This is a genomic window from Acinetobacter sp. CWB-G5, from assembly GCF_019209785.1.
Taxonomy (GTDB): domain Bacteria; phylum Pseudomonadota; class Gammaproteobacteria; order Pseudomonadales; family Moraxellaceae; genus Acinetobacter; species Acinetobacter johnsonii.
Genome location: NZ_JAHUTF010000008.1, coordinates 45,468 through 69,428 on the forward strand (window position 1 = coordinate 45,468; position 23,961 = coordinate 69,428).

The 23,961-nt window shown below is 44.4% G+C and carries 29 protein-coding genes and 3 tRNA genes; 4 read left to right on the plus strand and 28 right to left on the minus strand.

The features are described 5' to 3' along the window. Window positions 1–33 precede the first annotated feature (33 nt). Entirely contained in the window at window positions 34–399 is a 366-nt protein-coding gene (locus KVY11_RS12555; RefSeq protein ID WP_159126986.1) for a NirD/YgiW/YdeI family stress tolerance protein, read from the minus strand. Between the two features lie 110 nt (window positions 400–509). Continuing rightward, window positions 510–926, minus strand: a complete 417-nt coding sequence (locus KVY11_RS12560; protein WP_218289135.1) for a DoxX family protein — start codon at window positions 924–926, stop codon at window positions 510–512. A 194-nt stretch (window positions 927–1,120) separates the two neighbouring features. Here KVY11_RS12560 and KVY11_RS12565 point away from each other — a divergent pair, with 194 nt between their 5' ends. Continuing rightward, on the plus strand, window positions 1,121–1,765 hold the full coding sequence (locus KVY11_RS12565) for a DedA family protein (RefSeq protein WP_218289136.1): 645 nt from the start codon (window positions 1,121–1,123) through the stop codon (window positions 1,763–1,765). On the opposite strand, the gene KVY11_RS12570 is transcribed toward KVY11_RS12565, so the two are convergent. From KVY11_RS12570 to KVY11_RS12590, 5 genes are all read right to left on the minus strand, one after another. Beyond that, window positions 1,762–2,355 (minus strand): LysE family translocator, encoded by a 594-nt coding sequence (locus tag KVY11_RS12570; RefSeq protein ID WP_005401909.1) that lies wholly within the window; start codon window positions 2,353–2,355, stop codon window positions 1,762–1,764. The genes KVY11_RS12565 and KVY11_RS12570 overlap by 4 nt on opposite strands. 215 nt (window positions 2,356–2,570) lie before the next feature. Further along, complete coding sequence (locus KVY11_RS12575) at window positions 2,571–2,960, minus strand: hypothetical protein (protein ID WP_168159528.1); 390 nt, start codon at window positions 2,958–2,960, stop codon at window positions 2,571–2,573. Beyond that, window positions 2,957–3,811, minus strand: coding sequence for a ParA family protein (locus KVY11_RS12580; RefSeq protein ID WP_104221872.1), 855 nt, complete (start codon window positions 3,809–3,811; stop codon window positions 2,957–2,959). Before KVY11_RS12580 ends, KVY11_RS12575 begins: the two co-directional genes overlap by 4 nt. Before the next feature lie 85 nt (window positions 3,812–3,896). Then, window positions 3,897–4,289 (minus strand): SirB2 family protein, encoded by a 393-nt coding sequence (locus KVY11_RS12585; RefSeq protein ID WP_218289137.1) that lies wholly within the window; start codon window positions 4,287–4,289, stop codon window positions 3,897–3,899. A gap of 14 nt (window positions 4,290–4,303) precedes the next feature. Further along, entirely contained in the window at window positions 4,304–4,612 is a 309-nt protein-coding gene (locus tag KVY11_RS12590; protein ID WP_005401913.1) for a BolA family transcriptional regulator, read from the minus strand. 220 nt (window positions 4,613–4,832) lie between these two features. On the opposite strand from KVY11_RS12590, the gene KVY11_RS12595 reads away from it, so the two are divergent. The 3 genes from KVY11_RS12595 to KVY11_RS12605 all read left to right on the plus strand — a co-directional run bounded on the left by KVY11_RS12595 (window position 4,833) and on the right by KVY11_RS12605 (window position 5,138). Then, window positions 4,833–4,908: transfer RNA gene (locus KVY11_RS12595), tRNA-Gly, on the plus strand. 41 nt (window positions 4,909–4,949) lie between these two features. Next, a tRNA-Gly gene (locus tag KVY11_RS12600) sits at window positions 4,950–5,025 on the plus strand. A 37-nt stretch (window positions 5,026–5,062) separates the two neighbouring features. Next, window positions 5,063–5,138, plus strand: a tRNA-Gly gene (locus KVY11_RS12605). Between the two features lie 237 nt (window positions 5,139–5,375). Here the strand turns inward: KVY11_RS12605 and KVY11_RS12610 are convergent. From KVY11_RS12610 to KVY11_RS16630, 21 genes are all read right to left on the minus strand, one after another. Next, window positions 5,376–5,810, minus strand: a complete 435-nt coding sequence (locus KVY11_RS12610; RefSeq protein WP_159153433.1) for an excinuclease — start codon at window positions 5,808–5,810, stop codon at window positions 5,376–5,378. A gap of 18 nt (window positions 5,811–5,828) precedes the next feature. Continuing rightward, window positions 5,829–7,049 carry a beta-ketoacyl-ACP synthase gene (locus KVY11_RS12615; RefSeq protein ID WP_218289138.1) on the minus strand — a complete coding sequence of 407 codons (1,221 nt, stop codon included), beginning with the start codon at window positions 7,047–7,049 and terminating at the stop codon, window positions 5,829–5,831. Then, window positions 7,049–7,774 carry a 3-ketoacyl-ACP reductase FabG2 gene (locus tag KVY11_RS12620; RefSeq protein WP_004684334.1) on the minus strand — a complete coding sequence of 242 codons (726 nt, stop codon included), beginning with the start codon at window positions 7,772–7,774 and terminating at the stop codon, window positions 7,049–7,051. Before KVY11_RS12620 ends, KVY11_RS12615 begins: the two co-directional genes overlap by 1 nt. Then, window positions 7,771–8,208, minus strand: coding sequence for a 3-hydroxylacyl-ACP dehydratase (locus tag KVY11_RS12625; RefSeq protein ID WP_218289139.1), 438 nt, complete (start codon window positions 8,206–8,208; stop codon window positions 7,771–7,773). Before KVY11_RS12625 ends, KVY11_RS12620 begins: the two co-directional genes overlap by 4 nt. Beyond that, window positions 8,205–9,401 (minus strand): beta-ketoacyl-[acyl-carrier-protein] synthase family protein, encoded by a 1,197-nt coding sequence (locus KVY11_RS12630; protein ID WP_218289140.1) that lies wholly within the window; start codon window positions 9,399–9,401, stop codon window positions 8,205–8,207. Before KVY11_RS12630 ends, KVY11_RS12625 begins: the two co-directional genes overlap by 4 nt. Continuing rightward, window positions 9,394–9,951 carry a DUF3261 domain-containing protein gene (locus tag KVY11_RS12635; RefSeq protein WP_218289141.1) on the minus strand — a complete coding sequence of 186 codons (558 nt, stop codon included), beginning with the start codon at window positions 9,949–9,951 and terminating at the stop codon, window positions 9,394–9,396. The genes KVY11_RS12630 and KVY11_RS12635 overlap by 8 nt, the downstream gene beginning before the upstream one ends. Further along, entirely contained in the window at window positions 9,941–11,242 is a 1,302-nt protein-coding gene (locus KVY11_RS12640; RefSeq protein WP_218289142.1) for an NAD(P)/FAD-dependent oxidoreductase, read from the minus strand. The genes KVY11_RS12635 and KVY11_RS12640 overlap by 11 nt, the downstream gene beginning before the upstream one ends. A gap of 18 nt (window positions 11,243–11,260) precedes the next feature. Beyond that, window positions 11,261–13,585: an MMPL family transporter gene (locus KVY11_RS12645; protein WP_218289143.1), complete on the minus strand. Its 2,325-nt coding sequence runs from the start codon at window positions 13,583–13,585 to the stop codon at window positions 11,261–11,263. Further along, window positions 13,560–14,159 carry an outer membrane lipoprotein carrier protein LolA gene (locus tag KVY11_RS12650; protein WP_256350770.1) on the minus strand — a complete coding sequence of 200 codons (600 nt, stop codon included), beginning with the start codon at window positions 14,157–14,159 and terminating at the stop codon, window positions 13,560–13,562. The genes KVY11_RS12645 and KVY11_RS12650 overlap by 26 nt, the downstream gene beginning before the upstream one ends. A 49-nt stretch (window positions 14,160–14,208) precedes the next feature. After that, on the minus strand, window positions 14,209–14,628 hold the full coding sequence (locus KVY11_RS12655) for a thioesterase family protein (protein ID WP_218289145.1): 420 nt from the start codon (window positions 14,626–14,628) through the stop codon (window positions 14,209–14,211). 9 nt (window positions 14,629–14,637) lie between these two features. After that, window positions 14,638–16,170, minus strand: a complete 1,533-nt coding sequence (hutH, locus tag KVY11_RS12660; RefSeq protein WP_218289146.1) for an aromatic amino acid ammonia-lyase — start codon at window positions 16,168–16,170, stop codon at window positions 14,638–14,640. A 5-nt stretch (window positions 16,171–16,175) separates the two neighbouring features. After that, window positions 16,176–17,090: an acyltransferase gene (locus KVY11_RS12665; protein ID WP_218289147.1), complete on the minus strand. Its 915-nt coding sequence runs from the start codon at window positions 17,088–17,090 to the stop codon at window positions 16,176–16,178. 17 nt (window positions 17,091–17,107) lie between these two features. Further along, complete coding sequence (locus tag KVY11_RS12670; protein WP_218289148.1) at window positions 17,108–17,842, minus strand: glycosyltransferase family 2 protein; 735 nt, start codon at window positions 17,840–17,842, stop codon at window positions 17,108–17,110. A gap of 14 nt (window positions 17,843–17,856) precedes the next feature. Further along, window positions 17,857–19,518 (minus strand): AMP-binding protein, encoded by a 1,662-nt coding sequence (locus KVY11_RS12675; RefSeq protein WP_218289149.1) that lies wholly within the window; start codon window positions 19,516–19,518, stop codon window positions 17,857–17,859. Window positions 19,519–19,595: 77 nt separating this feature from the next. After that, the gene (locus tag KVY11_RS12680; RefSeq protein WP_218289150.1) at window positions 19,596–20,150 is read right to left on the minus strand and encodes a septation protein IspZ; all 555 of its coding nucleotides are present in this window, start codon (window positions 20,148–20,150) and stop codon (window positions 19,596–19,598) included. Continuing rightward, the gene (locus tag KVY11_RS12685) at window positions 20,147–20,395 is read right to left on the minus strand and encodes an acyl carrier protein (RefSeq protein ID WP_004684310.1); all 249 of its coding nucleotides are present in this window, start codon (window positions 20,393–20,395) and stop codon (window positions 20,147–20,149) included. Before KVY11_RS12685 ends, KVY11_RS12680 begins: the two co-directional genes overlap by 4 nt. Before the next feature lie 9 nt (window positions 20,396–20,404). Beyond that, window positions 20,405–20,665: a phosphopantetheine-binding protein gene (locus KVY11_RS12690; RefSeq protein WP_005012584.1), complete on the minus strand. Its 261-nt coding sequence runs from the start codon at window positions 20,663–20,665 to the stop codon at window positions 20,405–20,407. Next, window positions 20,649–21,461, minus strand: coding sequence for a 1-acyl-sn-glycerol-3-phosphate acyltransferase (locus KVY11_RS12695; protein WP_218289151.1), 813 nt, complete (start codon window positions 21,459–21,461; stop codon window positions 20,649–20,651). The genes KVY11_RS12690 and KVY11_RS12695 overlap by 17 nt, the downstream gene beginning before the upstream one ends. Beyond that, entirely contained in the window at window positions 21,455–22,075 is a 621-nt protein-coding gene (locus KVY11_RS12700) for a beta-ketoacyl synthase chain length factor (RefSeq protein ID WP_218289192.1), read from the minus strand. The genes KVY11_RS12695 and KVY11_RS12700 overlap by 7 nt, the downstream gene beginning before the upstream one ends. A gap of 144 nt (window positions 22,076–22,219) precedes the next feature. Then, the gene (locus KVY11_RS12705) at window positions 22,220–23,137 is read right to left on the minus strand and encodes a LysR family transcriptional regulator (protein WP_004684302.1); all 918 of its coding nucleotides are present in this window, start codon (window positions 23,135–23,137) and stop codon (window positions 22,220–22,222) included. A gap of 696 nt (window positions 23,138–23,833) precedes the next feature. Beyond that, window positions 23,834–23,956 carry a hypothetical protein gene (locus KVY11_RS16630; protein ID WP_004684300.1) on the minus strand — a complete coding sequence of 41 codons (123 nt, stop codon included), beginning with the start codon at window positions 23,954–23,956 and terminating at the stop codon, window positions 23,834–23,836. Window positions 23,957–23,961 lie beyond the last annotated feature (5 nt).

Genomic DNA, 23,961 nt, shown 5'->3' on the forward strand with positions numbered 1-23,961 from the left:
ATATCAAAAAGCACGCTTTCGCGTGCCTGATGTTTATTTCAAAACTTTTTCTATTTTAACGACTTCAATATCGGTCGGTTTATAACGATGTGTATCCACCTCGCCCACAACCTGCACTTTATCACCTGCTTTAATATTAGATGCTTTCCATAAATCGTCATCAATATCCAGCAAAATAACCCCTGTACCATCGCTGAACTCGTAGTGGTCTTCATTGAGATGTTTCAGCAGTGTGCCTTTTAAAGTGACCGCCGTTTCATCTTTGAGCTTTGCAATGGCTGATACAGAGACATGATTCTTTGCTGCTTCTTGTAAAATGATATGGTCATCTTTAGCCCATGCACCAGCGGCAAGACTTAGACTTGTAATACATAACCCTATTTTAAAAAGATTTTTCATCTTATTTTCCTCATGTTTTATTGATCTTGATCAAAACAAAAATGGACGTCCACACCGTACTTTTTTGTAAAATGAAAAGCAGCATCGTGAATGCTGCTTTTCATTTTGAATTATTTTTCAATCAGATGATCTAGACTCATTTTTCCTGCACCATGCAGCATTAGAAAAAATAGACCACCTGCCATGGCAAAATTTTTCATAAAATTAATGCTGTCTTGCGCGCCATCGTGAAAAATAAACGCGGTAATAACACTAAATAGACCTAAGCCAAACGCAGCAAAGCGGGCTTGAAAACCAAATAACAGCGCTAAGCCACCACCAAACTCAACTAAAATGGTTAAAGGTAATAGCGCTCCGGGAACCCCCATAGACTCCATATACCCTACAGTTGCGCTATAAGCTGAAATTTTCCCCCAGCCTGCAACAAGGAAAATATAAGCCATGAGTACACGGGCAATTAAAGCTAAAACTGCATCTGTATTGGGTTGATTGACAATATTTTTGACCACAACATTTGGATTAAACATTTTTACACCTTTAAATACGTTTTATTTGAAGTTGTAGCTATCTTAATGTTCTCTATTTTTAGAATAAATATGCATTTTCATCACGCATCGTTTCAAAATAAGAACACCAGTAGCTAAATTTATTTACGTTTTAATACTGACTTCTGATAACGAGACTGCTAGGATTTCCGCACTCTTTTGCTTATTTGTGCCCCATGGAACTGATTGATTTTATATTACATGTCGATGACCATCTGCTTGAGTTTATCACCAACTATGGGGTTTGGATTTATGCAATTTTGTTTCTCATCATCTTTGTGGAAACAGGTTTGGTGGTCATGCCGTTCCTACCCGGCGACAGTTTATTGTTTGCCGCAGGTGCCTTAGCAGCATCCACAGGTGCAATGAATCCGTGGTTCCTTGGTGTTTTACTTTTTATCGCGGCCGTACTGGGCGATACGCTGAATTATCACATTGGTCGTTATATTGGACCGCGCGTTTTTGAAATCGAATCCCGTTTCATCAATAAACAGCACCTAATTAATACACAAAAATTCTTTGAAAAACATGGTGGTAAAACTATTATTTTTGCGCGTTTTATTCCTTTTGCGCGGACTTTTGCACCTTTTGTAGCAGGTACAGGAAAAATGGATTACAAATTTTTCCTGTCTTATAACCTAATTGGCGCATTCTGCTGGATTGGTTCATTCATTACTTTAGGCTATATTTTTGGTAATGTGCCTATGGTCAAAGACAATTTCACGCATCTGATTTTCGGCATTATTATTATTAGTGTCTTGCCGGGGATCATTGGTTTTATTCGTGCCAAATTAAAGAAAAAATCAACCACTGAAGCTTAAGCAAAAAAGCGTAGAATCACGGGAAACATACACACCACCAACAACATGGCCGATCCTTTATATAAGAGATCGGCTTTTATTTGCTTGGACTCGCCCGATAAAATGGCACGGCCAAAAGACATCCAGAACAGTGCCGTTGGCAATAACACCAGACTAAACACCGCAAACACCAAAAAGAAATTGGTGGGATTATCCCAAGCTTCATAGGGAAAAATACCCGCAGCAAATAAGACCGCTTTCGGATTTTTCAAAGTAGAAAAAAATAATTGTTTAGGTCGAATCGAGGTAAAACGTTGATTATGTTTTTCTAAGTGCGAGCTTTTCCACAAATGAAAAGCCAACCAGAACACATAGACTGCGCTCAGTGCATGTAAAAGGTCTATCAGATAAGGCCAAGTCGGTGTACTGAGATGAATCAGGAGTGCCCATAAATTGATGGCATAGAAATACCCAAACAGTTCTGCGGGTACAAGTAAGCTGGTCTTCGCCAGACCTTGCTGATGTGCAGAGCTTGCGAGTAAAGCATTGGTTGGTCCCGGAATCATCAAGACAGCAATCATTGCCAATACAAACAGCCAACTCTCAATCATAGACATCCAACAACAGCATTAAAGATGCGCAATTTAGCCGAAAAAGAGCGGTTTCCTCAAGTCAAAGCGGGAAAAAACACAGAACCCATGAGGTAAAAAAGTGCGTATTAAAACGATAGTCCATTGTTTTATTGAAATTATTTTCGAAACATTTTGCTAAGATTTTAATGACTGCTGAAAGGTTGAACCCTTCAGCAGAATGAATAAATGCGGCATTAATTCGTCTTATTTTGCACAGTAATCGCACAGCCTTTGAATTTTGCAGCTTGTACAATCGCCTCTTGCTGACCCAAAAGTCGTGAAATTTCAGTTTTTTTGGTGTTCGATGATTGTCCCATATTGAGTGAAACGCTTGGACCAAAGCCCCAACCACCACCATGACTCCAACCACCGCCCAGCCCTACATCGACTCCCATACCAGTGCGTTTCGCAGTGGGTACACCTTCATCTAAATGTTGCTGAATCCTATTATATTCCGCTTGTAACTGTTGGCAGTTCAAAGCTTGATACTGTGTAGGAGAGACATAAGTTGGTTTAACCGTTGTGGCACAGGCGCTCAATAACAGCGTACTGCCCACTAAAAAAGCAATTGTGATATTTTTCATGCTGAATCTCGCAGTTTATTATTCTCAATCTCATTGAACAATGATTGATAGGCCTGCGTCAATTTATGATCGTGTGCTAAATGAATTAAGGGTAAATTTTTGTGGTGCGATTCTTTCATCAACACCGATGGGGGCAACATACTTTCTAGTACAGGAAGACCTTCATCCTTCAGCTGTTGCACCACTTCACGCGGCAGTTTGGCCTGCGCTTGGAACTGATTCACCACAATGCCTTCAATTTCCAAATGATCATTATGATCATCTTGAGTTTCGAGCACATTTTCGATCAAAGTTTGCAGTGCGCGTTTAGAAAAGACATCACAATCAAACGGAATCAGGACTTTATTGGCTGCAATCAACGCCGACAAAGTAAAGAAGTTAAAGGCTGGCGGTGTATCGATATAAACACGATCATATTTTCCAGCAAGCTGTTGTAACGCATCGCGCAGTTTATAAATTTTATGTTTTGACTCTAACGCATAAGCCAATGCTCCCAGGCTTGGGCTGGCTGGAATCACATCCAAATTTTTAAAAGGGGATTGGTGTACATAACTTTCTAAGCCTTTAGCTCGTCCTTTGAGGATCGAACCAATGGCACTGCCCAATAGACTTTTATTTTGAGCCGTTCCAAGCACTTCTTCAAAATAGTTTTCAATATTGGGTTCTAAAGCTGGCTTGTCTGCCGAATACGTTGCGTCATCGCCCAGCACATACTGACTCGAATTCGCTTGCGGATCGAGATCAATCAGTAAGGTTTTTAAACCTTGATGTGCACTTATTGCTGCCAAATTCACTGCAATACTGGATTTGCCGACACCACCTTTTTGATTAAATACCACACGTGTATGCATGAAATCCCCTCCCTCTTGTTATTTTTCCGCTATAGATAGCAGTGTAGCGCAGAACAATCGCTGTGCCGATGATTATGTCTAACAATTAGCCAAAGTTTGGTTTAATCATGACTAAACCTAAAATGGATATCATCGCAACCACGGCCAAAAATAACCCTGCTCGGCGCTGTGCAAGAAAAATACTGTCTTCTTTTTTATAAGCTTTCGACAAAGAGGACAACATCACTAAAAATAAAACCACTTTGGCATAAAACCATGTTTGCACATCAAAGTTTTTCATGACCAAAAGGGCAATGCCAGTCAGTACAATCACCAGCATGCTTAAGTGCTGAAGGGCAACAAAAGCCGTTCGACCCGCTGGATTAGGCTGATTGCCTTGAATGCCTTTAAATAGCGTCATGGCACGCGCCAAAATCACTACACATGCCAAGCTGACCGCACTCATATGCACGATCTTAATCAATAATTGTGTTTCCATGGTTGAATCTCTGCTTAGCTTTTCGGGGCATGTGCGCAATTTGGACTAGAAGTGTCTTGTCCTTGCCATTCTTCAGGTAGAAAGGCATGAATAGCTAAAGCATGAATTTTACCTGGACTAAGTAAATCTCCTGCTACTGCATAAATTTTTTGATGGCGCTGAACTAAACGTAATCCCGCAAAAATATCACTCACCACAATCACTTTAAAATGTGATTCTTTCCCTGGGAAATAGCCGCCATGACCAGAAGATTCATTCACGACTTCTAAATGTGATGGGGAAAGCTGTTGTAAGCGTTCAATCAGTTGCTGCTCCAAGCTCATACCTGTCTCCAAAAATGATGATTCGTTCAAAGTATACCTGTTCCTTCGGGATGTTGAATGCGTAAAACTCTTTTCACTAGTATGAGACACAACGTTTCGCGAGTAAAAGTTAAAAAAGCTCAAGGTATAGTCTAAAACTGGCTTTATTTTATGCAATTAAACTCAGCTTTTTCATAAAGCTATTGACCCTGAACTTGCTTGCTGTATCATACAGCGCTATGCGGGAATAGCTCAGTTGGTAGAGCACAACCTTGCCAAGGTTGGGGTCGCGAGTTCGAGTCTCGTTTCCCGCTCCAAATTTTTTTCAGTGTAAGTTTTAGCAAAAACTGCTCAATACGCGGGAATAGCTCAGTTGGTAGAGCACAACCTTGCCAAGGTTGGGGTCGCGAGTTCGAGTCTCGTTTCCCGCTCCATTTTTTAGTGTAAGTTTTTATAAAAACTGCTCAATACGCGGGAATAGCTCAGTTGGTAGAGCACAACCTTGCCAAGGTTGGGGTCGCGAGTTCGAGTCTCGTTTCCCGCTCCAAATTCAAAAAAGCCCTCATTGAAAGATGGGGGCTTTTTTATGCATTTCTGAACCTTACTCAAATTAGTATACTAACTCTGACAATCAAAAATGCTGAATTAAGACATCGAACCAATGAGGGATGTCTAAAAATAGAGCATCCCTTGTTGTAAGAATCCATCCTAATACTGCTGCTATACAATGAACTTGGAATTAGATTGTTCTTATTTGGAAATTCATCTTACGCATTCAAACACATTAAAACTTCACCAAATCCCCTTTCAATGCCACGCCAGCCATCGCCGTGCCTTTCGCGCATTGGTAAGTCGTCGTACTCCGTGTTTCATTCGACTTATAGAAACTCACTAGGTTGGTCACAGCATTTGCGCCATTGGCTTTGGCTGTATTTTGAAATTGAATCAATGCCGAACGAAGTACGTGATCACATGAACTTTCCGCAGATTTGGCAAAACCATTGGTCTTTTTATTGGTCACTAGGCCCTTTTCAATCACCTTTCCGCCCGACTTGGTGCCCGCCAAATAAAATTTCACTGAGCCATCTAGCACGCCATCTGCAACAGCACGGTTTACCGCTTCTTGAAATTTAAAATCATACATTTTATCGGCAGCCTGAGCTGATGCAATCGCACCTAAAGACAACACAGCGACTGCACAGATTTTTTTGAATAACATGGTTCTACCCTTATTTTATTAGACACGTTTAAAAATCAAGGAGGTATTAATCCCCCCAAAAGCAAAATTGTTGCTCATCATAATTTGCGTTTCTGCTGAACGCATGTCTGAAACAATATAATCCAGATCGCCACAAGCACTATCAATCTGATCTAAATTCAGCGTAGGCACCAACTGATTACGTCGCATCATTTCGATACTCAACCATGCCTCAATAGCGCCGCACGCCCCGAGCGTATGGCCAAAATAACTTTTTAATGAGCTGATCGGTTTTTTACCCAAGATCCGCGCAGTGGCTTGTGATTCGGCAATATCCCCCTGATCGGTCGAAGTGCCATGCGCATTGACATAATCAATATCCGCGGCAGCAAGCTGTGCATCTTTCAATGCCAACTGCATACAACGTCCCATCATTTCAGAATCAGGTCGAGTCACATGCTGACCATCGGTATTGCTGCCATAACCGACAATCTCAGCATAAATGGTCGCGCCACGCGTTAGTGCATGTTCATATTCTTCTAAAATCAAACAGCCTGCGCCTTCACCCACCACCAAACCATCCCGACCTGCATCAAACGGGCGTGGCGTTGTCTCTGGATGGTCATTTTGCACACTGGTTGCTAACAGGACATCAAACACGGCTGAACCGGCAGCACTGAGCTCTTCTGCCCCACCTGCAATCATCACAGTTTGTTTGCCATATTTGATGGCTTCATAAGCCTGACCAATGGCCATGGAACCCGAAGTACAGGCACTTGAGGTTGGTAGGGTTAAACCCTTTAAACCAAAATACACCGTCATATTGACTGCACTGGTATGTGACATCATACGAATGTAGGTCGTGGCATTCAGTTGACTCATATTGTGCTCAATCAACATGGCACCAAACTCACGTACCGCATCGACACTGCCCGCAGAGGAACCAAAAGCCACGCCTGCATCACCACTTTTTAAGATATCCGCATGCAGTAAACCTGCATCTTCCAATGCTTTTTCAGCACATACGGCAGACATTAAAGCAACGCGGCCCATGCCACGGGTCACCTTACGGTTAAAATGCTTCGGTACAGTAAATGACTCTACTGGACCAGCCAGTTTACTGCGTAAATCGGGATAAATTTCCCAGTCAGGCATATAGCGAATGCCGCTTTTGCCTTGTGCAAACTGCTCAAAAATTTGTTCTGCGGTTTCACCCAAAGAGGTAATCCCAGACATGCCTGTTACGACAACACGTTTCATTAGATCAAGCCTCCATTGACTGAAATCACTTGGCGGGTGATATAACTGGCATCATCACTACATAAAAACTTCACCGCTTTTGCGACTTCTTCCACCTGCCCCATACGTTGCATCGGGATCATCTTCAAGGCGTGTTCTTTAACTTCTTCCGTGACCATTTCTGTTTCAATCAAGCCTGGAGCCACACAATTCACCGTGATTTTGCGTTTGGCCAATTCCAGTGCCAATGCTTTGCTCGCACCAATCAAGCCTGCTTTGGCAGCACTATAGTTCACCTGACCTCGATTCCCCATGATTCCAGACACCGAAGATAAAGTCACAATACGTCCGCCCTTTTTCAAGCGGATCATCGGCATCATCAGAGGTTTCAGCACATTATAAAAACCATTCAGCGAAGTAGAAACGACGTCATCCCAGTCTTCATCGGTTAGTGCGGGGAAAGCACCATCACGGGTTAGTCCTGCATTCAACACCGCACCATAAAAAGCACCATGCTGTGCCATATCTTGCTCTAAAATAGCGGCAATCTTTTCACGCTCATTCACATCGAACATCAGTACATGGCTGGCCTGCCCAAGCGCTTGAATTTCCTGAGCCACGGCTTCAGCCTCAGACTGTCTTGAACGGGCATGTACCGTGACATCAAAGCCTGCCTTTGCCAACTCCAAAGCAATCGCTTTACCTATTCCACGACTCGAACCCGTGACTAAAATTCTTCTGTTCACACTAATTTTCCAATGATTTCATTCATATTTTCAGGCTCAAATACGCTCAACATAGCGTTGAACCGATGTTCTTGATATTCAATTTCACAATTAAACTGCCCCAAACCTTCGTGCAGATAACTTTGTTCTACTCGAATCCGCACGGTTGTGCCCAAACTAAAATAAGCACAAAGCAACTGCATTTTACGCGTTCCCAATAAAAAGCCAATTTTCGGTGGCAAGCCCTGAGTTTGCCCTTTATAACCGGCATAGGCACTAATGGTCTGCGCCATCAACTCAATGCTGCTCCATGTGGGCAAGCCTTCTGGCTCACAAAACATCAAATCTGGCGTGATGTGAAGTTCTGCAATAGCAAATTCATCATTGGCTTCAATCAAATGGCTCACGAAAACCATCGGTTTCGCATGCGGAATAAACTGTACTGCGTCCATCATGACAAAGCCGTCCCGAAAATTAAACTGATATTGCTCCCCCCAAAAGCAAAAGAATTACTCATCGCATAGCGAATGGGTGTCTTCAAATGCGGTGTAAGCACATAGTTTTGCCTAGCCAAAGCCTCGTCCAATTCACCGGCATGATGCAGCGGCAACCATGATTGATCTAATAAAACCTGCTGGCAAATAAAGGCTTCAATTGCACCCGCTGCCCCCAGACAATGCCCCGTTTTATGTTTGGTGCTGCTCAAGGCCACAACTGCATCAGAGAAAACAGTCTGTACCGCCTTAATCTCCATCGCATCATTTTGCGGTGTGGATGTTCCATGCAAATTTAAATAACCAATATCACCTGCTTCAAGCTGTGCCATATCTAAAGCTTTTTGCATCGCCTCCGCAGCCCCTTTCCCTTCTGGATGTGGTGCTGAAATATGCCATGCATCCATTGACTCGCCACTCGACAACAACATCACGGGGGCAGGCGCTTTGGACAGTAAAAACAATCCTGCCGCTTCACCAATATTAATGCCGTCACGGTTGGCACCACAAGGCTGACAAATTCCGCTCGATAAGCTTTCTAAACTATCAAATCCATTTAAGGTCAGCTTGCATAGGGTGTCGACTCCACCCACTAAGACAGCATCAGCCAGATCTGCATTCAGCAGACGTTGCCCCGCCGCCAGCGCTTTAGCTGCCGAGGAGCAAGCGGTAGAAATGGTATAGGCAGGCCCTTCCCAGCCCAAATACTGTTGTAAAGCTTTCGCTAAACTGCCCATTTCTTGCTTTTGGTGCTGTACAGACTGCGGTACTGACTGTTGAAACTGTGCTTTTAAAGTAGGTTCATTATCCGCGATGCCTGAGGTTGACGTGCCGATAATCACAGCAAGACGTTGTTTGGGAAACTGTGCAGTATAAGCACGAATATCAGTTTCAATGTGCGACAAAGCCGTCAGGGCAAAACGTAGATTCCGTGAGTCTGCATCGCTCAAGCTTTCAGGCACTGCTTGAAGCAAGGCCTGATCAAATGCCCCAACCCAGACCAAACGCCCTGCAATCAGATCTTCTCGTTGCGATAGAGTATTTTCTGTGCTTGTTAATGCATGTTGAAGCTCAGCTACATTGTGTCCCAAAGCCGACAGTGCCGCACTGAACTGAATGCCCACGGCTGAAACATGCTGTAGATTTTTAGTCATGATGGTCACCTTGATCATCTTCTAAAGTATTGCTCACCGCGCTGATCACCATCTGATAAGGCACTTGCAAATTATCCAGTTCAATTGCCCCCTCATTTCCCTGAATTTTCAACACAGGCTGCTGCTGTATATAAATGGTATCAGCTTTCTGTACGACCGCATTTTGAGCCGCATGTAACGCAGCAAAATTTGGATAGGTTGCATACAGAATATCGCGCACCACATAATCAAAAGGCAACAGTTTCATCGGCTCAATCCGTTGTTCAACGTCTACCTTTTGACCATCAAAACTGAGCTTAAACAACTGCTGCCCCGTAAGGCTGAGCGCTAACATGTCAAGCGACTGTCCCCGCTGTTGCTGGTACAGTAAAAAGCTGAAACTCTGGCTTTTCCACTGCACTTCAATTTGGTCTTGGCGCTGGTAATTTTGCGCCCCCCACTGCGGAGTTGCGAGTCCTTGCGCTTCAGGAATCCAGCTTTGGCAAGCACTACAAAATAATGTACTGGCTAAAATCCAACTGACGGTTTTCAAATGCAGCTTAAATTTCATCAGTTAGTGACTCTTTCTGCACTTGTTCTTCGCGGCAATATTCTGCCAAAGTACTTAAGCGTTGTTTGGCATTACGGTGCATGGGGTTGTTCGCATCCCATGCATAGCCAGCCAATAAAGAAGCTATCATGCGACGAATTTTTTCATCTTGTCTGTTCGAGAACACTACATCCTGAAATTCACCTGAATACCATAACTCGACATAGGCACGGAACACTTGAATGCCTTTACGCAGCGGCTTTTCATATTGCTCCATCCAATCGACCGCCTGACCTTGCAACACCTGTTCAACCAATGGCACGGCTAGACTAGACGATTTTAAGGCAATCGTTACCCCTGAAGAAAAGACAGGATCGAGGAACTCACCTGCATTGCCAAGTAGTGCATAGTTGTTGGATGCCAAATGTTTAACATCAGCAGAGTAGCCCACCAAAGTACGTACAGGCGTGTCATGTTTGGCGTGACGCAGTACATGCGACAAACTGACATCATCGGCCAAAATACGCTTCTGTAAGGCTTCTAAGTCATAGTCCGCACTGCCGTCATAACCATATTTTTCAAAGAAATCTTGCTCCGCCACAATACCAAATGAAGAACGTCCATCAGCAAAGGGAATCAGCCAATACCATGCACGGTGGTCTTTTTCATGCACAGTAATTAAGATTTTCTCACGGTCAAACTCAGGGTCATTCAATAGACCGTCTTCAATGTGGGTAAAGACCGCACGGCGCACGGGAAAGTCCGATGGGCTTTCTAAGTCAAGAAACTTCGGCAGAATGCGGCCAAAGCCGCTGGCATCTAAGAGGAACTTGCCTTGAATTTGATAGCTGTCACCTTGCGCATCTTCCACCGTCAAAATCGGCTGTGTGGATGCCACATCGACCGCCAAAACTTCATGACCAAAACGGATATCTGCCCCCATTTTTTCGGCTTGCTGCGCCAAAAGCTGGTCAAAGTTGGCACGTCGTACCTGCCATGTAGTGCCTGGGCCTTCACTAAACTTTTGAGTAAAGTCATAAAAACTACGCTGTGTGCCTCTTAAAAAAGCTGCGCCATTTTTAAACTGAAAGGCATATTCATCAGCATGGGTACGCACTGTCTCCAACAAACCCGCTTCTTCTAAAAACACCATACACTGTGGCAATAAAGACTCACCGATGGAAAAACGCGGAAAAAATTGCTTTTCGATGACCGTGACTTGGTAACCTTTTTGGCGCAGCAAAGCTGCGGCCGAGCTGCCTGATGGCCCCGCCCCAATAATTAAAACATCTGTCTGTTGCATGGTGCTCATTGCACTGTACCCTTTGACTCAGCTCTTTGGCTGATATTGTTGAACCACCACATGTTTTGCATCGGAGGATGTAAAAAGTGTGGCATAAATAAATGAAAAAATAACGCCCAGCAACACCGTTAAGCCAAAACTGTGAATGGCATAGGTATGACTAAAAGACAGCAAACCAAAGCCAAAGAACGTCGACATCATGCACAGAAACAAAGCCATACCCACCACCTGCGGGTGATCATGTCCGTGGCGGTAGAAAATCGCATAGTCCACCCCAATTCCAATGATCAGGAAGGTACCCATAATGCTGAATAAATTAATCTCGACACCCAGCCATGCCTGAATCGCAAACGTGGTCATTAGAGCCATACTGACAGGCAACACCAAAGGCAGAATGGATTTTTTGCCATAAAGTGCGCCTAAGCCAACAGCTAACATCAGCAAAGCGCTGAGCAATAGCCACTGTGCCTGCACACGATGCTGTTTGAATAACTCAGATAATTGATGAACGGGACGTAACAGTTGTACATCCGCATCTTCAAGCTGCTGTATGGCTTTAACATCATGCACATTTTGCAGCATTACTAAACGTTGCGTCGGACTCATCTGCAAAAAATGCAAGGGATGATCTTTAAAGACTGCTTCAGTCAGCAACGGTTGGTCTTTTAAATGCGCTTGCCAGTTTAAAACATCGGCTGCATTGAGCTGTAACGCTTGCGCATATTCCACTAAAGCCGGCTGAGGAATCGCCTGTAACATTTCAACATTCTTTTTTTGCTGCTCAAGCGATGGAATCCACTGCCCTAAAGATTGTATAGCATCTAGCTTTCCAGCCTGCTGCAAGGGCGCAAGCTCTGCCAACAGTTGCTGTTCACGTTGCTCTAACTCTGCTGGGGTTCTGCCCTGTACCACAAAATATTCACTGCTTTGCTGTTGCATAAAACGCGAACGAATATATTGATCTTCCTGCTTTAAAGTGGCATCCATACTTTGCAAATTGCGGATGTCATCATTGCTTTTCAGGAAGGCGAGGCTGCTGCCTGTCACCACTACAATTAGTGCAATCATGCCATAACGCAGTGTATTTCGACTCTGCACATAACTGCGTGCTTTGCCAATAAAGCCCAAAGCACGTATCGCAGGTTCCGCATTCAGCGCAGGCAAACGTGGCAGCAGTAAAATACTGGTCACCCATGCGGCACTCAATCCAACCATGGAAAAGACCGCAATCTGTTTAAAACCCGGAAATGGAGTAAAGCTCAGCACCACATAGGCCAACAGCGTGGTCATTAGCCCCACAAATAGACTCGGCAATAATGGTTTTAAAACAGCAAATCCATCGAGCTGTCGGTGCTGAGACTGCATGGCCATAAAGTAAAATGAAAAATCGACACAGACCCCAATCAGACTTGCGCCAAAGACCAGTGTCATCAGGTGAATTTCACCGAAAACCCAATAGGTCACCGCAAAGGCCACTAAGCTGCCTGTGCCGACTGCAACCATTTCCGTCAGCATCGGTCGTATCGAACGGAAGCCAAACCAGACTAGAAGCAAAATCCCGATGGTCGAACCCACGCCAATGGTGGAAATTTCCTCTTTGGCAGAGTTAGTGCCGAACTGTGCAAACAGCAGCGTACCTGTCCAGTGCGGTTTAACTTGCAACTGTTTGAGCTGCTGATTGATATTTTGGATAAACGCAGCGGTCTGCTCTTGGTAGGCAATATTATAAGGGCTGTTATTAAGCTGAAGTACCATCAGGCGTGAGATGCCTTGCGTATCACGAATCGTGGCAAAGCCCTGCTCTAAATTGATATCAGCATTGCTATGTAAAGCGCTTAAACCCACTGCATAACGCGGGAACAGCAGCAAGGGATCTTGCTTGAGCATTTCAGCCGTGATCGGCATGCCAGGACTCATCAGTTGCAATAAGCCCTGCTCTGTCAGTGCGGCATCATCCTGCTCCTGCAAAATCTGCTGATCGGTCTTGGATAATAACCCCGCCTTGTGTTGATACAGCGCTTGGGCAAATTGATCAGGATCAAGCTGCGGACGGACAGGTAAAAATAGCTGACTTTGGTCGGCTTGGGTTTTGAGTGCTTGCGTTGCCTGTTCTAATTGCTGATCCGTTTTGGCATCCAACACCACAAAAACTTTGTCATTTAACTGCTGACTGACGTATTGCTGTGCTTGTTCCAGATGCGCATCTTGATGTGCCTCAGGCAGCAAAGCAAAAATATTAGTCTCAATCTTAATGCCTTTATTCAGCCAAGCCACGCCCAGTGCCAAAGCAATGACACACAGCACCAACAGCCACAGGGCGCTAAATTTATTTTGCCAATTGGAAAAGCGCATTTTCCGCAGCCGTTAAAGTTTGAGGTTGAGCCTTTTGCTGGCTAAAACGAATGATGGTGCGGTTATTGGCTTGTTCCAAAATCGTGATACGGTCCACATAACGCTGGCCTTGCGCATCAACTTGGACAAAAAGCTTTTTAAATAGACTGCTTTTCGGCGTCAAGCTGACATTCCACTGCGTCGGGCTGTAGTTGGCAGATACCACATTAAAGTTTTTAGCGAGCGCCGCTTCGTTGCCCGACATCAACTGTAAAAACATTGTCGCGACTGAGCCATAGGGAGTCTTATCAACTTCAATTTGACTGGACGTACGCTGCGTCTTTTGTACCAACTTACGCGGTGTCACCACCAAATCAGCTTTGACTGGACTTTGAATCTGCCACAGCACGCCTTGGTTTTTGCTGAACAGCACCGTGCCTTTGGACACATAGGTTTTATTTAAAGAGGCCAGTTTTTTCTGTTGCTCAAATTGAGCACGCACAACAGGCGTTGCACCGAGTTGAGCAAACACCTGCTTCAATTCAGTATTTTGTGCATTCGCTGCGGGAGCAAGCAAAGTCATCGCACTTGCCATACACGCAACGGAAATCGTCTTAGAAAATTTGTATCGAATCATACTTGCATTACTCCGCCTTAAACTCAGGCCATGCATTTAAACAGTCCAACAACACCTGTGGTGACTGGAAGCACATTTCACGTTTTTCAATGTGTACCGCCACTTGCGAAGTAAAGCCCTTGGTCAGCTTTCTGCCTGAAACCGCATCGAAAATCAGATATTCAATTTTCAAACGATTTTCCCATTCTTTTAAAATGGCACGCACGCGAATTTTTTGCTCAAACTCAATGCCTTGCACATAACGTACATAGCTTTCAATCACAGGCCATGCATAACCCGAGTCGCGCATTTGGTTATAGTTATAGTGAAATTGATCCAGCAGTTTGCAACGCGCAATTTCAAAATATTTTAAATAATGCCCGTGCCACACCACATTCATGGTGTCGACATCGTGAAAAGGCACTTCAATGATTACATCAGCATGCATGCTCATTTCCTATGAATATTGAACAGCAACGCTGTCTAACAGTTCTAAATGCTCAAAGCGATTAACCAATGCTTGAAGCTCTTGTTGCAAAGGACGATCTTCCTCTACATAGGTGAAGCTCTGAAGCACCCAGTGTTGAAATGCTGTTAAAACAGGGCTGAGTTCTGTATCTACACCTTTGAGTTTGACCGCCTGAACTGCTGCACAACTGAGTGCCGCAATCACTTGTTCAGTCAGAGTAATCACACGACTGGCATCACGCGCAGCAATGGTGCCCATGCTGACTTTGTCTTGATTATGACATTCGGTTGAGCGTGAGAAAATCGACGCAGCAAGCGTCTGTTTCAAAGCTTCTGCCGTCCATGCCGAAACCCCGATTTGCACCGCTTTAAAGCCATGATTCAGTGGTAAACGCTCAGCACTTGAACCAGTTAAATTGCGTGGCAAGCCATTGTTCATTTTATAGTCAACTAACTGCGCCAACTGACGATCCATCAAGTCAGCAATATTCGCGATCATAATTTTCAGGCTGTCCATGGCTTGGGCAATATGTCCGCCATAGAAATGTCCACCATGCAGTACCCGCAGGTTCACAGGGTCAATCAATGGATTGTCATTACTTGAATTCAGCTCATTTTCAATAAACTGACGCAACCACAGTTTAGAATCTTCAAACACCCCAATCACATGCGGTGCACAGCGCAGTGAATAACGGTCTTGCAGACGTGAACTTTGGTGTTCGGTCTGCACTTCACTATTCAACCAGTCACGTAACTGAGCTGCAATATGTTGCTGTCCCGGATGTGGTTTTTGAGCAAACAAGACTTCATCAAAATGGCTTGGATTCCCTTCTAAAGCCAATACATTCAATGCGGTAATCAAAGTACTGGCAAAAGAAATCTGTTCGGCTTTTTTATAATTCAGGCAGGCAATCGCGGTCATGACCGCTGTACCATTCATCAGGGCCAAGCCTTCTTTGGGGCGCATCACCAAAGGCTGCACACCTTTTTCAGCATACACTTGTGCAATCGGCACGATCTGACCTTGATAGTACACATCGCGCTCACCAACCAATGCCCCAGCAATATAAGACAAAGGTGTTAAATCGCCACTAGCACCTACCGAACCTTCCGAGGGAATCACAGGAATCACATCTTCATTGAGCATCCAGACCAAACGCTGTAACAAGGCATGCGAAACACCCGAATAGCCGCGTGCCAAAGAACATAAACGCACCACCACTACAGCACGTGCGGTAATTAAGTCTAAGTTTTGGCCCATGCCACAGCCATGAAAACGCGACAAATGCAGTGGTAACTCATGCACTTGGTGGGCTGGAATTTCAACTAAGCACGAGTCGCCATAACCCGTGGTCACGCCATAAATGACGCCTTCGTCTTGCAACAGCTGATCGAGGAAATCTGCGCCGCGTTGAATCAATGCTGTCCATTCAGCAGAGGTAGGCAATGCCACCTGTTTTTCTTTAAATGCTACAGCTACAACATCTTCAATACTGAGCGGAGTTTCCCCAACAATTAACACAAGACTTATCCTTTATTCCAAAAATTATAAAAATTAAACCATTGATAAGGCGCACGTATGCAATGCCGTTCCAACAGTTCCACATACTGACTTGTGGTCTGTTGCATGGCCTGTAAACGCTCTTTACGCGGCCAGTTCAACTGCTCCGCCACTTGATGAATATGCACTTCAAAATGTGTATCAACTCGATAGCAAAACACTGCCAATACAGGAGCTTTTAGTAAGCTGGCCAAGATCCAAGCGCCTTGCGGCCACAGCGCTTGCTCGCCTAAAAAAGCAACCGATTGTACCCGATCTGACTGCACGGGTACGCGGTCTGCTGCCACAATCACCCATTCACCTTGATCGAGCTTCTCCTGCAAAATCAGTGCTGTTTCGATTCCTAGCTCATCCACCGAAACCAAATTAACATCGGCATGTTCATTCAGTTTTTTTAAAAATGCATTGAACTTGGTGGCATGTTTTTGATAAACCAACACATTAATTTTCTGCGGATGCTCTGCTTTGATGGCGCGCAGCAATTCAATATTGCCAAAATGCGACACCACAATCACCGCACCTTTTTGATAGTGCGAACGAAAGTGCGCATGACCATGTAGCTTTAAGTTCTGCTCAGGAATATGCCCGAGCCAGCCCTCAATTTTATCTAAAATACATTCGCCAAATTGCATTAAATGCGTATAGCTGAGCCACAGCTGTGGCTCAGCCTGAAACGGCGACTGTGCACCTGCAAAATGATGCAATTTCTTTAAGTACAGCAGAGAAGCTTGACGCGCGGTATTGGAAAAGAGCCAATACCATAAAATCACAAAGTATAAGATGACTCGGCACAGCCAGCGCCCACCCAAACGGTAAAAACCCAGCATCAGCATCAGCGGCAACATCCCGCCCCGCTCTTTCACGGCGTTCCATTTCTGCATATGCTTCTCTGACCGCCTTAGCCTTTGACTTTCTGATAAATCAGTTTGGGGAACCGCAGCAGCATGCCACCCAATAAGCGGCTATGCGCGCGCGCCATGCCCAAATTGTCACGCCAAACATCAAAATGTGAAATGCCGCCTTCAGGGTAAATCACATGCGTGGGCAGATTGATAAACGGCACATTGTCCCATTTCAAACGCACTAAAATTTCCGAGTCAAAGCCCATCCGCGGTTGAAACTTGGCTGTATTTAAAATGTTCACCGTCTGCGCCAGAGGATAAACGCGAAAGCCACACATGCTGTCTTTAATGTCAAAAGATAGGCTGTTAATCCACACCCAAATATGTGTTGCATAACGGCCATAGAGACGTTTTTTCGGAACAGTCGCATCAAAGATTGGCTGGCCAATAATCATGGCTTCAGGATGCTGGATAGAGGTGTCTAAAAAGCGTTGTACGTCCTGCCAGTCATGTTGACCATCGGCATCCAGTTGCAAAGCATGGCTATAACCACATTCAAAGGCATGTTTAAGACCCGTGATCACTGCCTGTCCTTTGCCCTGATTATGGGTATGTTCAACCAAATCGACCATTGGATAATCCTGCGCGAGCTGATGTAACACCGCCGTACAAGTAGCATCACTGCCATCATTCACCATAATAATCGGTAACTCGAAAGCGCTTAAATGTGACAGTAACGCAGCCAAATAATGCGGATGGTTATACACAGGAATCACGAAGCAGTGTTTCATTTTTGTCTCTCGGCTTAAACGTCTGAAGGGGCAGCAAACAGCAAACGTCCGGATGCCAATATTTTGTCATGATTTTTCAGCTCAAAACTGACCTTATGCGCTTTACGGCTGAGCACCAGTTCCACCGTTTGATAAGGTTGGATCAGTCCTTGAAATTTTATCTGTTCAAAACCATTACACCACAGTAAATCCGCCCAGTTTTGTTTGGCAAAATGCTGAATAAATCCTATTTGCCCTACGCCTGGATAAATCGGGAAGTTCGGAAAATGTCCTTTAAAGCATTCCAATTCAGGAATAAATTCCAAAGCATAACTGATCTGCGTATCCTGAGATTGCTGCATCAAAACCACAGGCAAGCTCATCGGTTGAAACAGCGATTTTAAATACTGTTTATTCAGCTTCGATTGTGCATTTTGTGGCATTTGCGTTAAGAACCGCCACTGTCGCGGAATCGCAATACTTTCCAGTTTTTGTTGTAATTGTTTTTTCAGCTCTGCGGTAAAGGAAGCTTTGCCCTTTTCAATGAGTAGCGCCCGAGCATCCTCTGTCAGCACAGCCACCACCGCCAAAATCTGACGCTGTTCTTTTTCGTGAGTTAGGACATGACATTGTTGTATTTCGACCAATTCAGCGATTTTCGCTTCAATCGCATCGAGACTTAAACGCTTTTCTTCAAGTTTAACAATGCGGTCCAAACGTCCCAATAACTGAAACGGACTTTTGAAATTCTGTACATCATCAACCCGCACTTTATCTCCCGTCAGAATCCAATCCGCGCTAAAGGCATGATTGGTTTTAACGGCTAACTCTTGCTGCTCAGTGCACTGAATTTCGACATTGGTAAAGGGTGTCCATAGCGCATCATCTGCCTGACGGTGAGCGATCCCGCCTGTTTCAGAACTACCAAACACTTCCGTAATCGGACGGTTCAGCAAAGGACGCACGCCTGCATCCAACTTTCCACCAGAGGAATAGACCCTATGGCAGTCTTGCAATACCACATCTGTGGTCCAGCGCTTCAACAAAGCGGGGCTGGAAATCAGATAATTGGGCAGCTGCACATGGGCAATTTTCTTTTGAAGATCGACCACATCCTCAGGAAAAGCCAGTTGTTTTTGATAGAAACTGCGCCCACTGGCTAAGGGCCACAACAGCTTAAACAACAAACCATAAATATGTTGATGGCTCACCGTGGCAATGGCTACCGCCTGCTCAGGTAAATCAAAACTGGCTTCCAAACCACAGACTTCGTTGAACAACTGTTGCAAAGTGCGGGGAATCTTTTTCGGCTGCCCAGTTGAACCCGAAGTATAAAAATACAGCTGCGCCTGATTGAAAAAGGAAGCATCAAATTGAAGCTCGAAGGTTGTCTCTGCTGTCGACGGCAAACGTTTTAAAAAATAAATCTGTTGTTCAGCCAATTCTTTTTCTAAGTCGCTGACCCGATGCGGCGGCAATAGCACTTGCTTGCCTGCTTGCAATGCCGCAAACAACAACACTAAAAATTCATAACTGTCTTCTTGCCAAAGCGCCCATACAGGCTGTTCCAACGGCTGAATTTGCGCAGCCTGTTCAGCCACATCCAACCAAAAATTTTGAAATGTAATGAGGCTTGAATCCGCCTGAATACACAGGGGACGCAATGAATGAAGATGCTGCTGAAAATGACAAGACATAAAATTTGTTTTTAAAACCGTATTTCTAATCGCTATAGTTCGAGGCCGCTGTTTCAGCTGCCCTGACGGAAATGCTGTTATTTCTGTACCTGATGCAATCGCTGCTGGCGTTTGCGCAACACAAACTCACCCAGCAACAGTCCACCCATCAAGACATAAGAGATCAAACCGTTATACAGCACCCAAATCTTCATTGGTGCGAAAAAAACGGTGATCAAAGCAAGGACCGCATTGATGCAGAAAAACCCACACCAAACTTTGGTCACTTGACGGGTCCATTCTACCCCTTCTTCGGGCAAATTAGGCTCTGCCAAACGTGCAAAACGTTCAATCATCGAAGGCGGTCGAATCAAGGTGCTGGCAAATATAAACAACGCCCCGAGACTCATAAAGACAGGATAGAGTTTAAGCCATGCATGATCTTTTAAAATCAAACTCAGCCCGCCACATAAAATGGCAAAACCCGTCAATGGCCACAGCAAGGCATTGCCCTTACTCAATAGACGCAGGGTGCCCAGTGCAATCAATACCGCACTGACCCAGACATACTGTCCATGCGCCAAAGCATAAGCCACAAAAAAAGGATAGAGGATCAATCCGACCCCTACTATCCCTTTTAAGATGTTGTTCATGCAGCAGACATATTCTGAATCACGAGCACCACATCTTGTACGGTACGCACGTTTTTAAAGTCTTCAGGATTGACTTGCTTGCCTGTCAGCTCTTTAATTTTTACGACCAAATCAATGGCATCAATACTGTCGACATCAAGGTCTGAGGCTAAGTTTGACTCTAACTGCACATCTTCAGGCGCAATTTCAAACAGCTCTTCCATCCACTCACGTAATTTTTCTAACACGGTTTCTTGTGCAAGCATAGCAACCTCTTATGCTGTTTTCTGTGCTTCAACCAAAGCCACTAAGCTTTGAATTGATTTAAAATGTTCTTTGGTTTCTGCAGACTCTGCATTTAGATGAATGCCATAGCGCTTTTTCAATGCCAAACCCAGTTCTAAAGCATCAATCGAGTCCAAACCCAGACCATCACCAAACAAAGGTGCGTCTGTATCAATGTCTTCAATACGGATGTCTTCAAGGGCGAGGACATCAATAATCATTTGCTTTAATTCATCAGCAAGATTGCTCATTTACGGATAACTCTTGGTTAAAAAACCACTGTAATTGTTGATTTAATTGACGCACATTTTTGGGATTGACCGTTACATCATCCAATACGTCTTCCACTCGGATCGCATCCAACACTTTCACATGGATATGAAAAGGCTGTTCTGGAATGTGATACCACTTTTCATTTTTAGTCAGGGTCGATGGCGTGCAGCTAATCAGCACAGGGCGAATCGGCACACCAGCACGCAAAGCAATATTGGCCGCACCACGCTGAAAATCATTCAGTTGCTCACCTTTTGCTGTCCGCGTCCCTTCAGGAAAGATCAACAAGGACGCCGCATGATCCTGCTGTAATTTGTGTACGCAGTCCTGAATAAACTGTTCAGAACCTGCATTTAAAATATAACCTGCGCTTTGCACAGGGCCTTTGGTAAATGGATTCGACCACAGCGCCTGCTTGACCACGCAGTTTGCTTGTTCCATTAAACCAATTAAAACCACCACGTCAATCAGTGTCGGATGATTGGCAATCACCAACTCTTGTTGACTGTGCTGTAGTTTATCTAAGCCTTCAACTGTATAAGTCATGATGCCCAGTTTCACCATCATTTCGGTGAAACCTTTAAAACTGTGCTTAATCACCTTTTGAGTGCGCTGCTTACGAAGCTCAAGGTCTGCTGAGCTCAGCTTGACCAGAGGTGCAATCAAACCACCAATCGCCACACCGCCTAAGCCAAAGCTGGCAAAACTAAACCCTGTCGCTCCAACACGCCAGACATAGTTGGCTTTTTGCTTGATTTGATTTAATTTCAGCATTTCGTCCACGCTTCAGATTCAGTTTGCTCAGGATTATTCCAAAATGTATTAAATGCTAAAGCCTGCTGATAAGTAGGCGTTGCATCCGCATGCTTTGGCGCCAACATCAAATTGGCAGGCGCTAGTGAAATCACCGCGGCCATTGCAAAAGCAGCAAATGGCTGATGCTCGATATAAATGTCCGGCAAGGCTTCATCATAATACACCAGCAAAACCTGACGAGCTTCTGGCCTTGTTTTTAACCATGCATAGGCTTCAATCAACCCATCATTCCACGAACCCGCCAAACTGGTCGCAGGTGTCGCATCCTGACATAAAATAGAATATAAGCCTGAAATTGCATTATGTACCGACGTTGAAAATTGAGTCGGTGAAGGGGTTTGCTCGCGTAACACATCTGCTAAAATATTCAGTGTTTTTGCTTCATCGCCATATTGCGACACCCACACAATATAATCGACTTTGTGGGTATCTAAAGTCTGCATTGCGCTATTCAAAGCCAGCTTTGCCAGACGCGATAAGCGCCGGCGTTGCATCGCAGGAATGTACTCTATAGCTGATAATTCTTGATCAACCAAGCTCATATTCAAGCGGGATACGTGGAGTTGCATCATCATGATCAGTGTTTAAAAGTTGACAAATTATCAGGCGCGCAATTATAGCACTGAGCCACATTTTTCACAAAAAATAACAAGCGCTGATAGGTTCAAAAAAGGAGGATGCAGCAACACTGATCCCCCTCCTTAAAACAAGAGCAACTAGATATAATATTGCGTTCTTTTCTTGGCAAATTTATCCAGTTGTTTTAAAAAGCCTTCGAAATAATCCTTCTCTTTTTCCTCAGTACGATAGCCTGCATAAAGAGTACGACGCAAACCTTCAGGCGCTACGCAGTCCAAACGACGCGAAGTCACCCAACCCTTTTGTTCATATTCGTTCACCACCCAATCGGGTAATGCCCCAATACCACGCCCACTTGCCACCAGTTGAATCAACATTTGGGTGAGGTCGGTGGTGCGGATCTGTTTCGGCAGGATATTGGCCGGAATAAACAGACGCGACATAATATCTAAACGGTGCTTATCCACTGGATAGGTCACCAAGGTTTCTTCTGCAAGTTCTTGCACGGTAATGTCTTTGGCACGAACCAAAGGATGGGTATTGGATAAAACCAAACGCGATTCGTACTCAAAAATCGGAAAATACTCCACCCCTTTTAACGCTATCGGGTCGGCTGTAATCAATAAATCAAACTCACCCGTCTGCAATAACTCATGCGGATTGGCCTCAAAACCTGAAGCGAAGTCCAGATCAACATCTGGATATTGTTGGCGATATTGATTTAATAACGGCATTAACCAATCGAAACAGCTATGACACTCTGAGGAAAAAGTAATACGTCCAGTTTGACCATGCACAATACGGGTGATGTCGCTTTGTGCAATTTGCACCTGCGGCAACACTTCATCAGCCAGTTTTAACAAACGCTGTCCCACATTAGAAAAGCTAACGGGACGGCTACGACGGTTCACCACTTCAACCCCAAACCACTGGTCTAACTCACGCAACTGGTGCGACAAAGCTGAAGGCGTTAAGCATAGGTCTCCCGCAGCAGCCACCAATGAGCCATGCTCTCTTAAAGCGGTTAAGGTTTTTAAATGGCGGAGTTCTAACATCTGGCGCGGCCCAATTTTTTAATCTTGATGAATACGGTATAGCTTAACCTATAAAAGTGAGATTCACTTATTTTTTTTCACCTTAATATATTTTTAATTAGTTTATTTCATTTTAACATCTATGATCTGCAACAAAAACACTCGCCCCATTTACAGAGAATGAAAAAATTTAAGCATTCAAATTCACAATCTTCATGATCCGTACATGTGCGCCAATCGAGAAGTAAGGCTTTCTTTTATAACTGTGGATGACTTTTAAGCCCATCTCTTAATCATGCCTAGGTTGAAGCGTGATTCCTTCAGTTTTTGAGAGGTACAACGACCGAATCCAGCCCACCAACTGTCCTATTTAACTCGTGGCTATGCATCGAACTCTTGTGATATCTCTACTTTGATACAACGAAATCATGTGAGAGCAAGCAGCATGCTCTTGTACCTGAGTTAAATTCAGCTCAAATATTGAGAACTGATGATTCTGATCTTTCATCGAAATTGAGGGGCTAAGCGCTGAAAAAGCATACCATGCTGACAGCAGAACTTCTCACCACCCTAGTCTTCGGGCTTTTTTATGTTCCACGTGAAGCATTATGTAAATATCGAATCAAAGTCGCTTGTCTCTCAAACTGATGAAATGCAAAACAGAGCATACAAAAACAAAAAAGCTTCCGACTAGGAAGCTTTTTTTAAATCTTAGATTTAACCATCAATCGTGAGCTTTAAAATCTCAGCTTTGGTATAACCCCGTTCTTTTAAAAGATGTTGAATGGCTTTTTTCTCATCTTGATCTTCAAGGAATTTACAGCGTTGGATCAAACGCATATCGG

Bases quoted from the DNA above. Each gene is read 5' to 3' on its own strand.
- KVY11_RS12555 (WP_159126986.1), bottom strand. From the start codon at position 399: ATGAAAAATCTTTTTAAAATAGGGTTATGTATTACAAGTCTAAGTCTT.
- KVY11_RS12560 (WP_218289135.1), bottom strand. From the start codon at position 926: ATGTTTAATCCAAATGTTGTGGTCAAAAATATTGTCAATCAACCCAAT.
- KVY11_RS12565 (WP_218289136.1), top strand. From the start codon at position 1,121: ATGGAACTGATTGATTTTATATTACATGTCGATGACCATCTGCTTGAG.
- KVY11_RS12570 (WP_005401909.1), bottom strand. From the start codon at position 2,355: ATGATTGAGAGTTGGCTGTTTGTATTGGCAATGATTGCTGTCTTGATG.
- KVY11_RS12575 (WP_168159528.1), bottom strand. From the start codon at position 2,960: ATGAAAAATATCACAATTGCTTTTTTAGTGGGCAGTACGCTGTTATTG.
- KVY11_RS12580 (WP_104221872.1), bottom strand. From the start codon at position 3,811: ATGCATACACGTGTGGTATTTAATCAAAAAGGTGGTGTCGGCAAATCC.
- KVY11_RS12585 (WP_218289137.1), bottom strand. From the start codon at position 4,289: ATGGAAACACAATTATTGATTAAGATCGTGCATATGAGTGCGGTCAGC.
- KVY11_RS12590 (WP_005401913.1), bottom strand. From the start codon at position 4,612: ATGAGCTTGGAGCAGCAACTGATTGAACGCTTACAACAGCTTTCCCCA.
- KVY11_RS12610 (WP_159153433.1), bottom strand. From the start codon at position 5,810: ATGTTATTCAAAAAAATCTGTGCAGTCGCTGTGTTGTCTTTAGGTGCG.
- KVY11_RS12615 (WP_218289138.1), bottom strand. From the start codon at position 7,049: ATGAAACGTGTTGTCGTAACAGGCATGTCTGGGATTACCTCTTTGGGT.
- KVY11_RS12625 (WP_218289139.1), bottom strand. From the start codon at position 8,208: ATGATGGACGCAGTACAGTTTATTCCGCATGCGAAACCGATGGTTTTC.
- KVY11_RS12630 (WP_218289140.1), bottom strand. From the start codon at position 9,401: ATGACTAAAAATCTACAGCATGTTTCAGCCGTGGGCATTCAGTTCAGT.
- KVY11_RS12635 (WP_218289141.1), bottom strand. From the start codon at position 9,951: ATGAAATTTAAGCTGCATTTGAAAACCGTCAGTTGGATTTTAGCCAGT.
- KVY11_RS12640 (WP_218289142.1), bottom strand. From the start codon at position 11,242: ATGAGCACCATGCAACAGACAGATGTTTTAATTATTGGGGCGGGGCCA.
- KVY11_RS12645 (WP_218289143.1), bottom strand. From the start codon at position 13,585: ATGCGCTTTTCCAATTGGCAAAATAAATTTAGCGCCCTGTGGCTGTTG.
- KVY11_RS12650 (WP_256350770.1), bottom strand. From the start codon at position 14,159: ATGGCAAGTGCGATGACTTTGCTTGCTCCCGCAGCGAATGCACAAAAT.
- KVY11_RS12655 (WP_218289145.1), bottom strand. From the start codon at position 14,628: ATGCATGCTGATGTAATCATTGAAGTGCCTTTTCACGATGTCGACACC.
- KVY11_RS12665 (WP_218289147.1), bottom strand. From the start codon at position 17,090: ATGCAGAAATGGAACGCCGTGAAAGAGCGGGGCGGGATGTTGCCGCTG.
- KVY11_RS12670 (WP_218289148.1), bottom strand. From the start codon at position 17,842: ATGAAACACTGCTTCGTGATTCCTGTGTATAACCATCCGCATTATTTG.
- KVY11_RS12675 (WP_218289149.1), bottom strand. From the start codon at position 19,518: ATGTCTTGTCATTTTCAGCAGCATCTTCATTCATTGCGTCCCCTGTGT.
- KVY11_RS12680 (WP_218289150.1), bottom strand. From the start codon at position 20,150: ATGAACAACATCTTAAAAGGGATAGTAGGGGTCGGATTGATCCTCTAT.
- KVY11_RS12685 (WP_004684310.1), bottom strand. From the start codon at position 20,395: ATGCTTGCACAAGAAACCGTGTTAGAAAAATTACGTGAGTGGATGGAA.
- KVY11_RS12690 (WP_005012584.1), bottom strand. From the start codon at position 20,665: ATGAGCAATCTTGCTGATGAATTAAAGCAAATGATTATTGATGTCCTC.
- KVY11_RS12695 (WP_218289151.1), bottom strand. From the start codon at position 21,461: ATGCTGAAATTAAATCAAATCAAGCAAAAAGCCAACTATGTCTGGCGT.
- KVY11_RS12700 (WP_218289192.1), bottom strand. From the start codon at position 22,075: ATGATGCAACTCCACGTATCCCGCTTGAATATGAGCTTGGTTGATCAA.
- KVY11_RS12705 (WP_004684302.1), bottom strand. From the start codon at position 23,137: ATGTTAGAACTCCGCCATTTAAAAACCTTAACCGCTTTAAGAGAGCAT.
- KVY11_RS16630 (WP_004684300.1), bottom strand. From the start codon at position 23,956: ATGCGTTTGATCCAACGCTGTAAATTCCTTGAAGATCAAGATGAGAAA.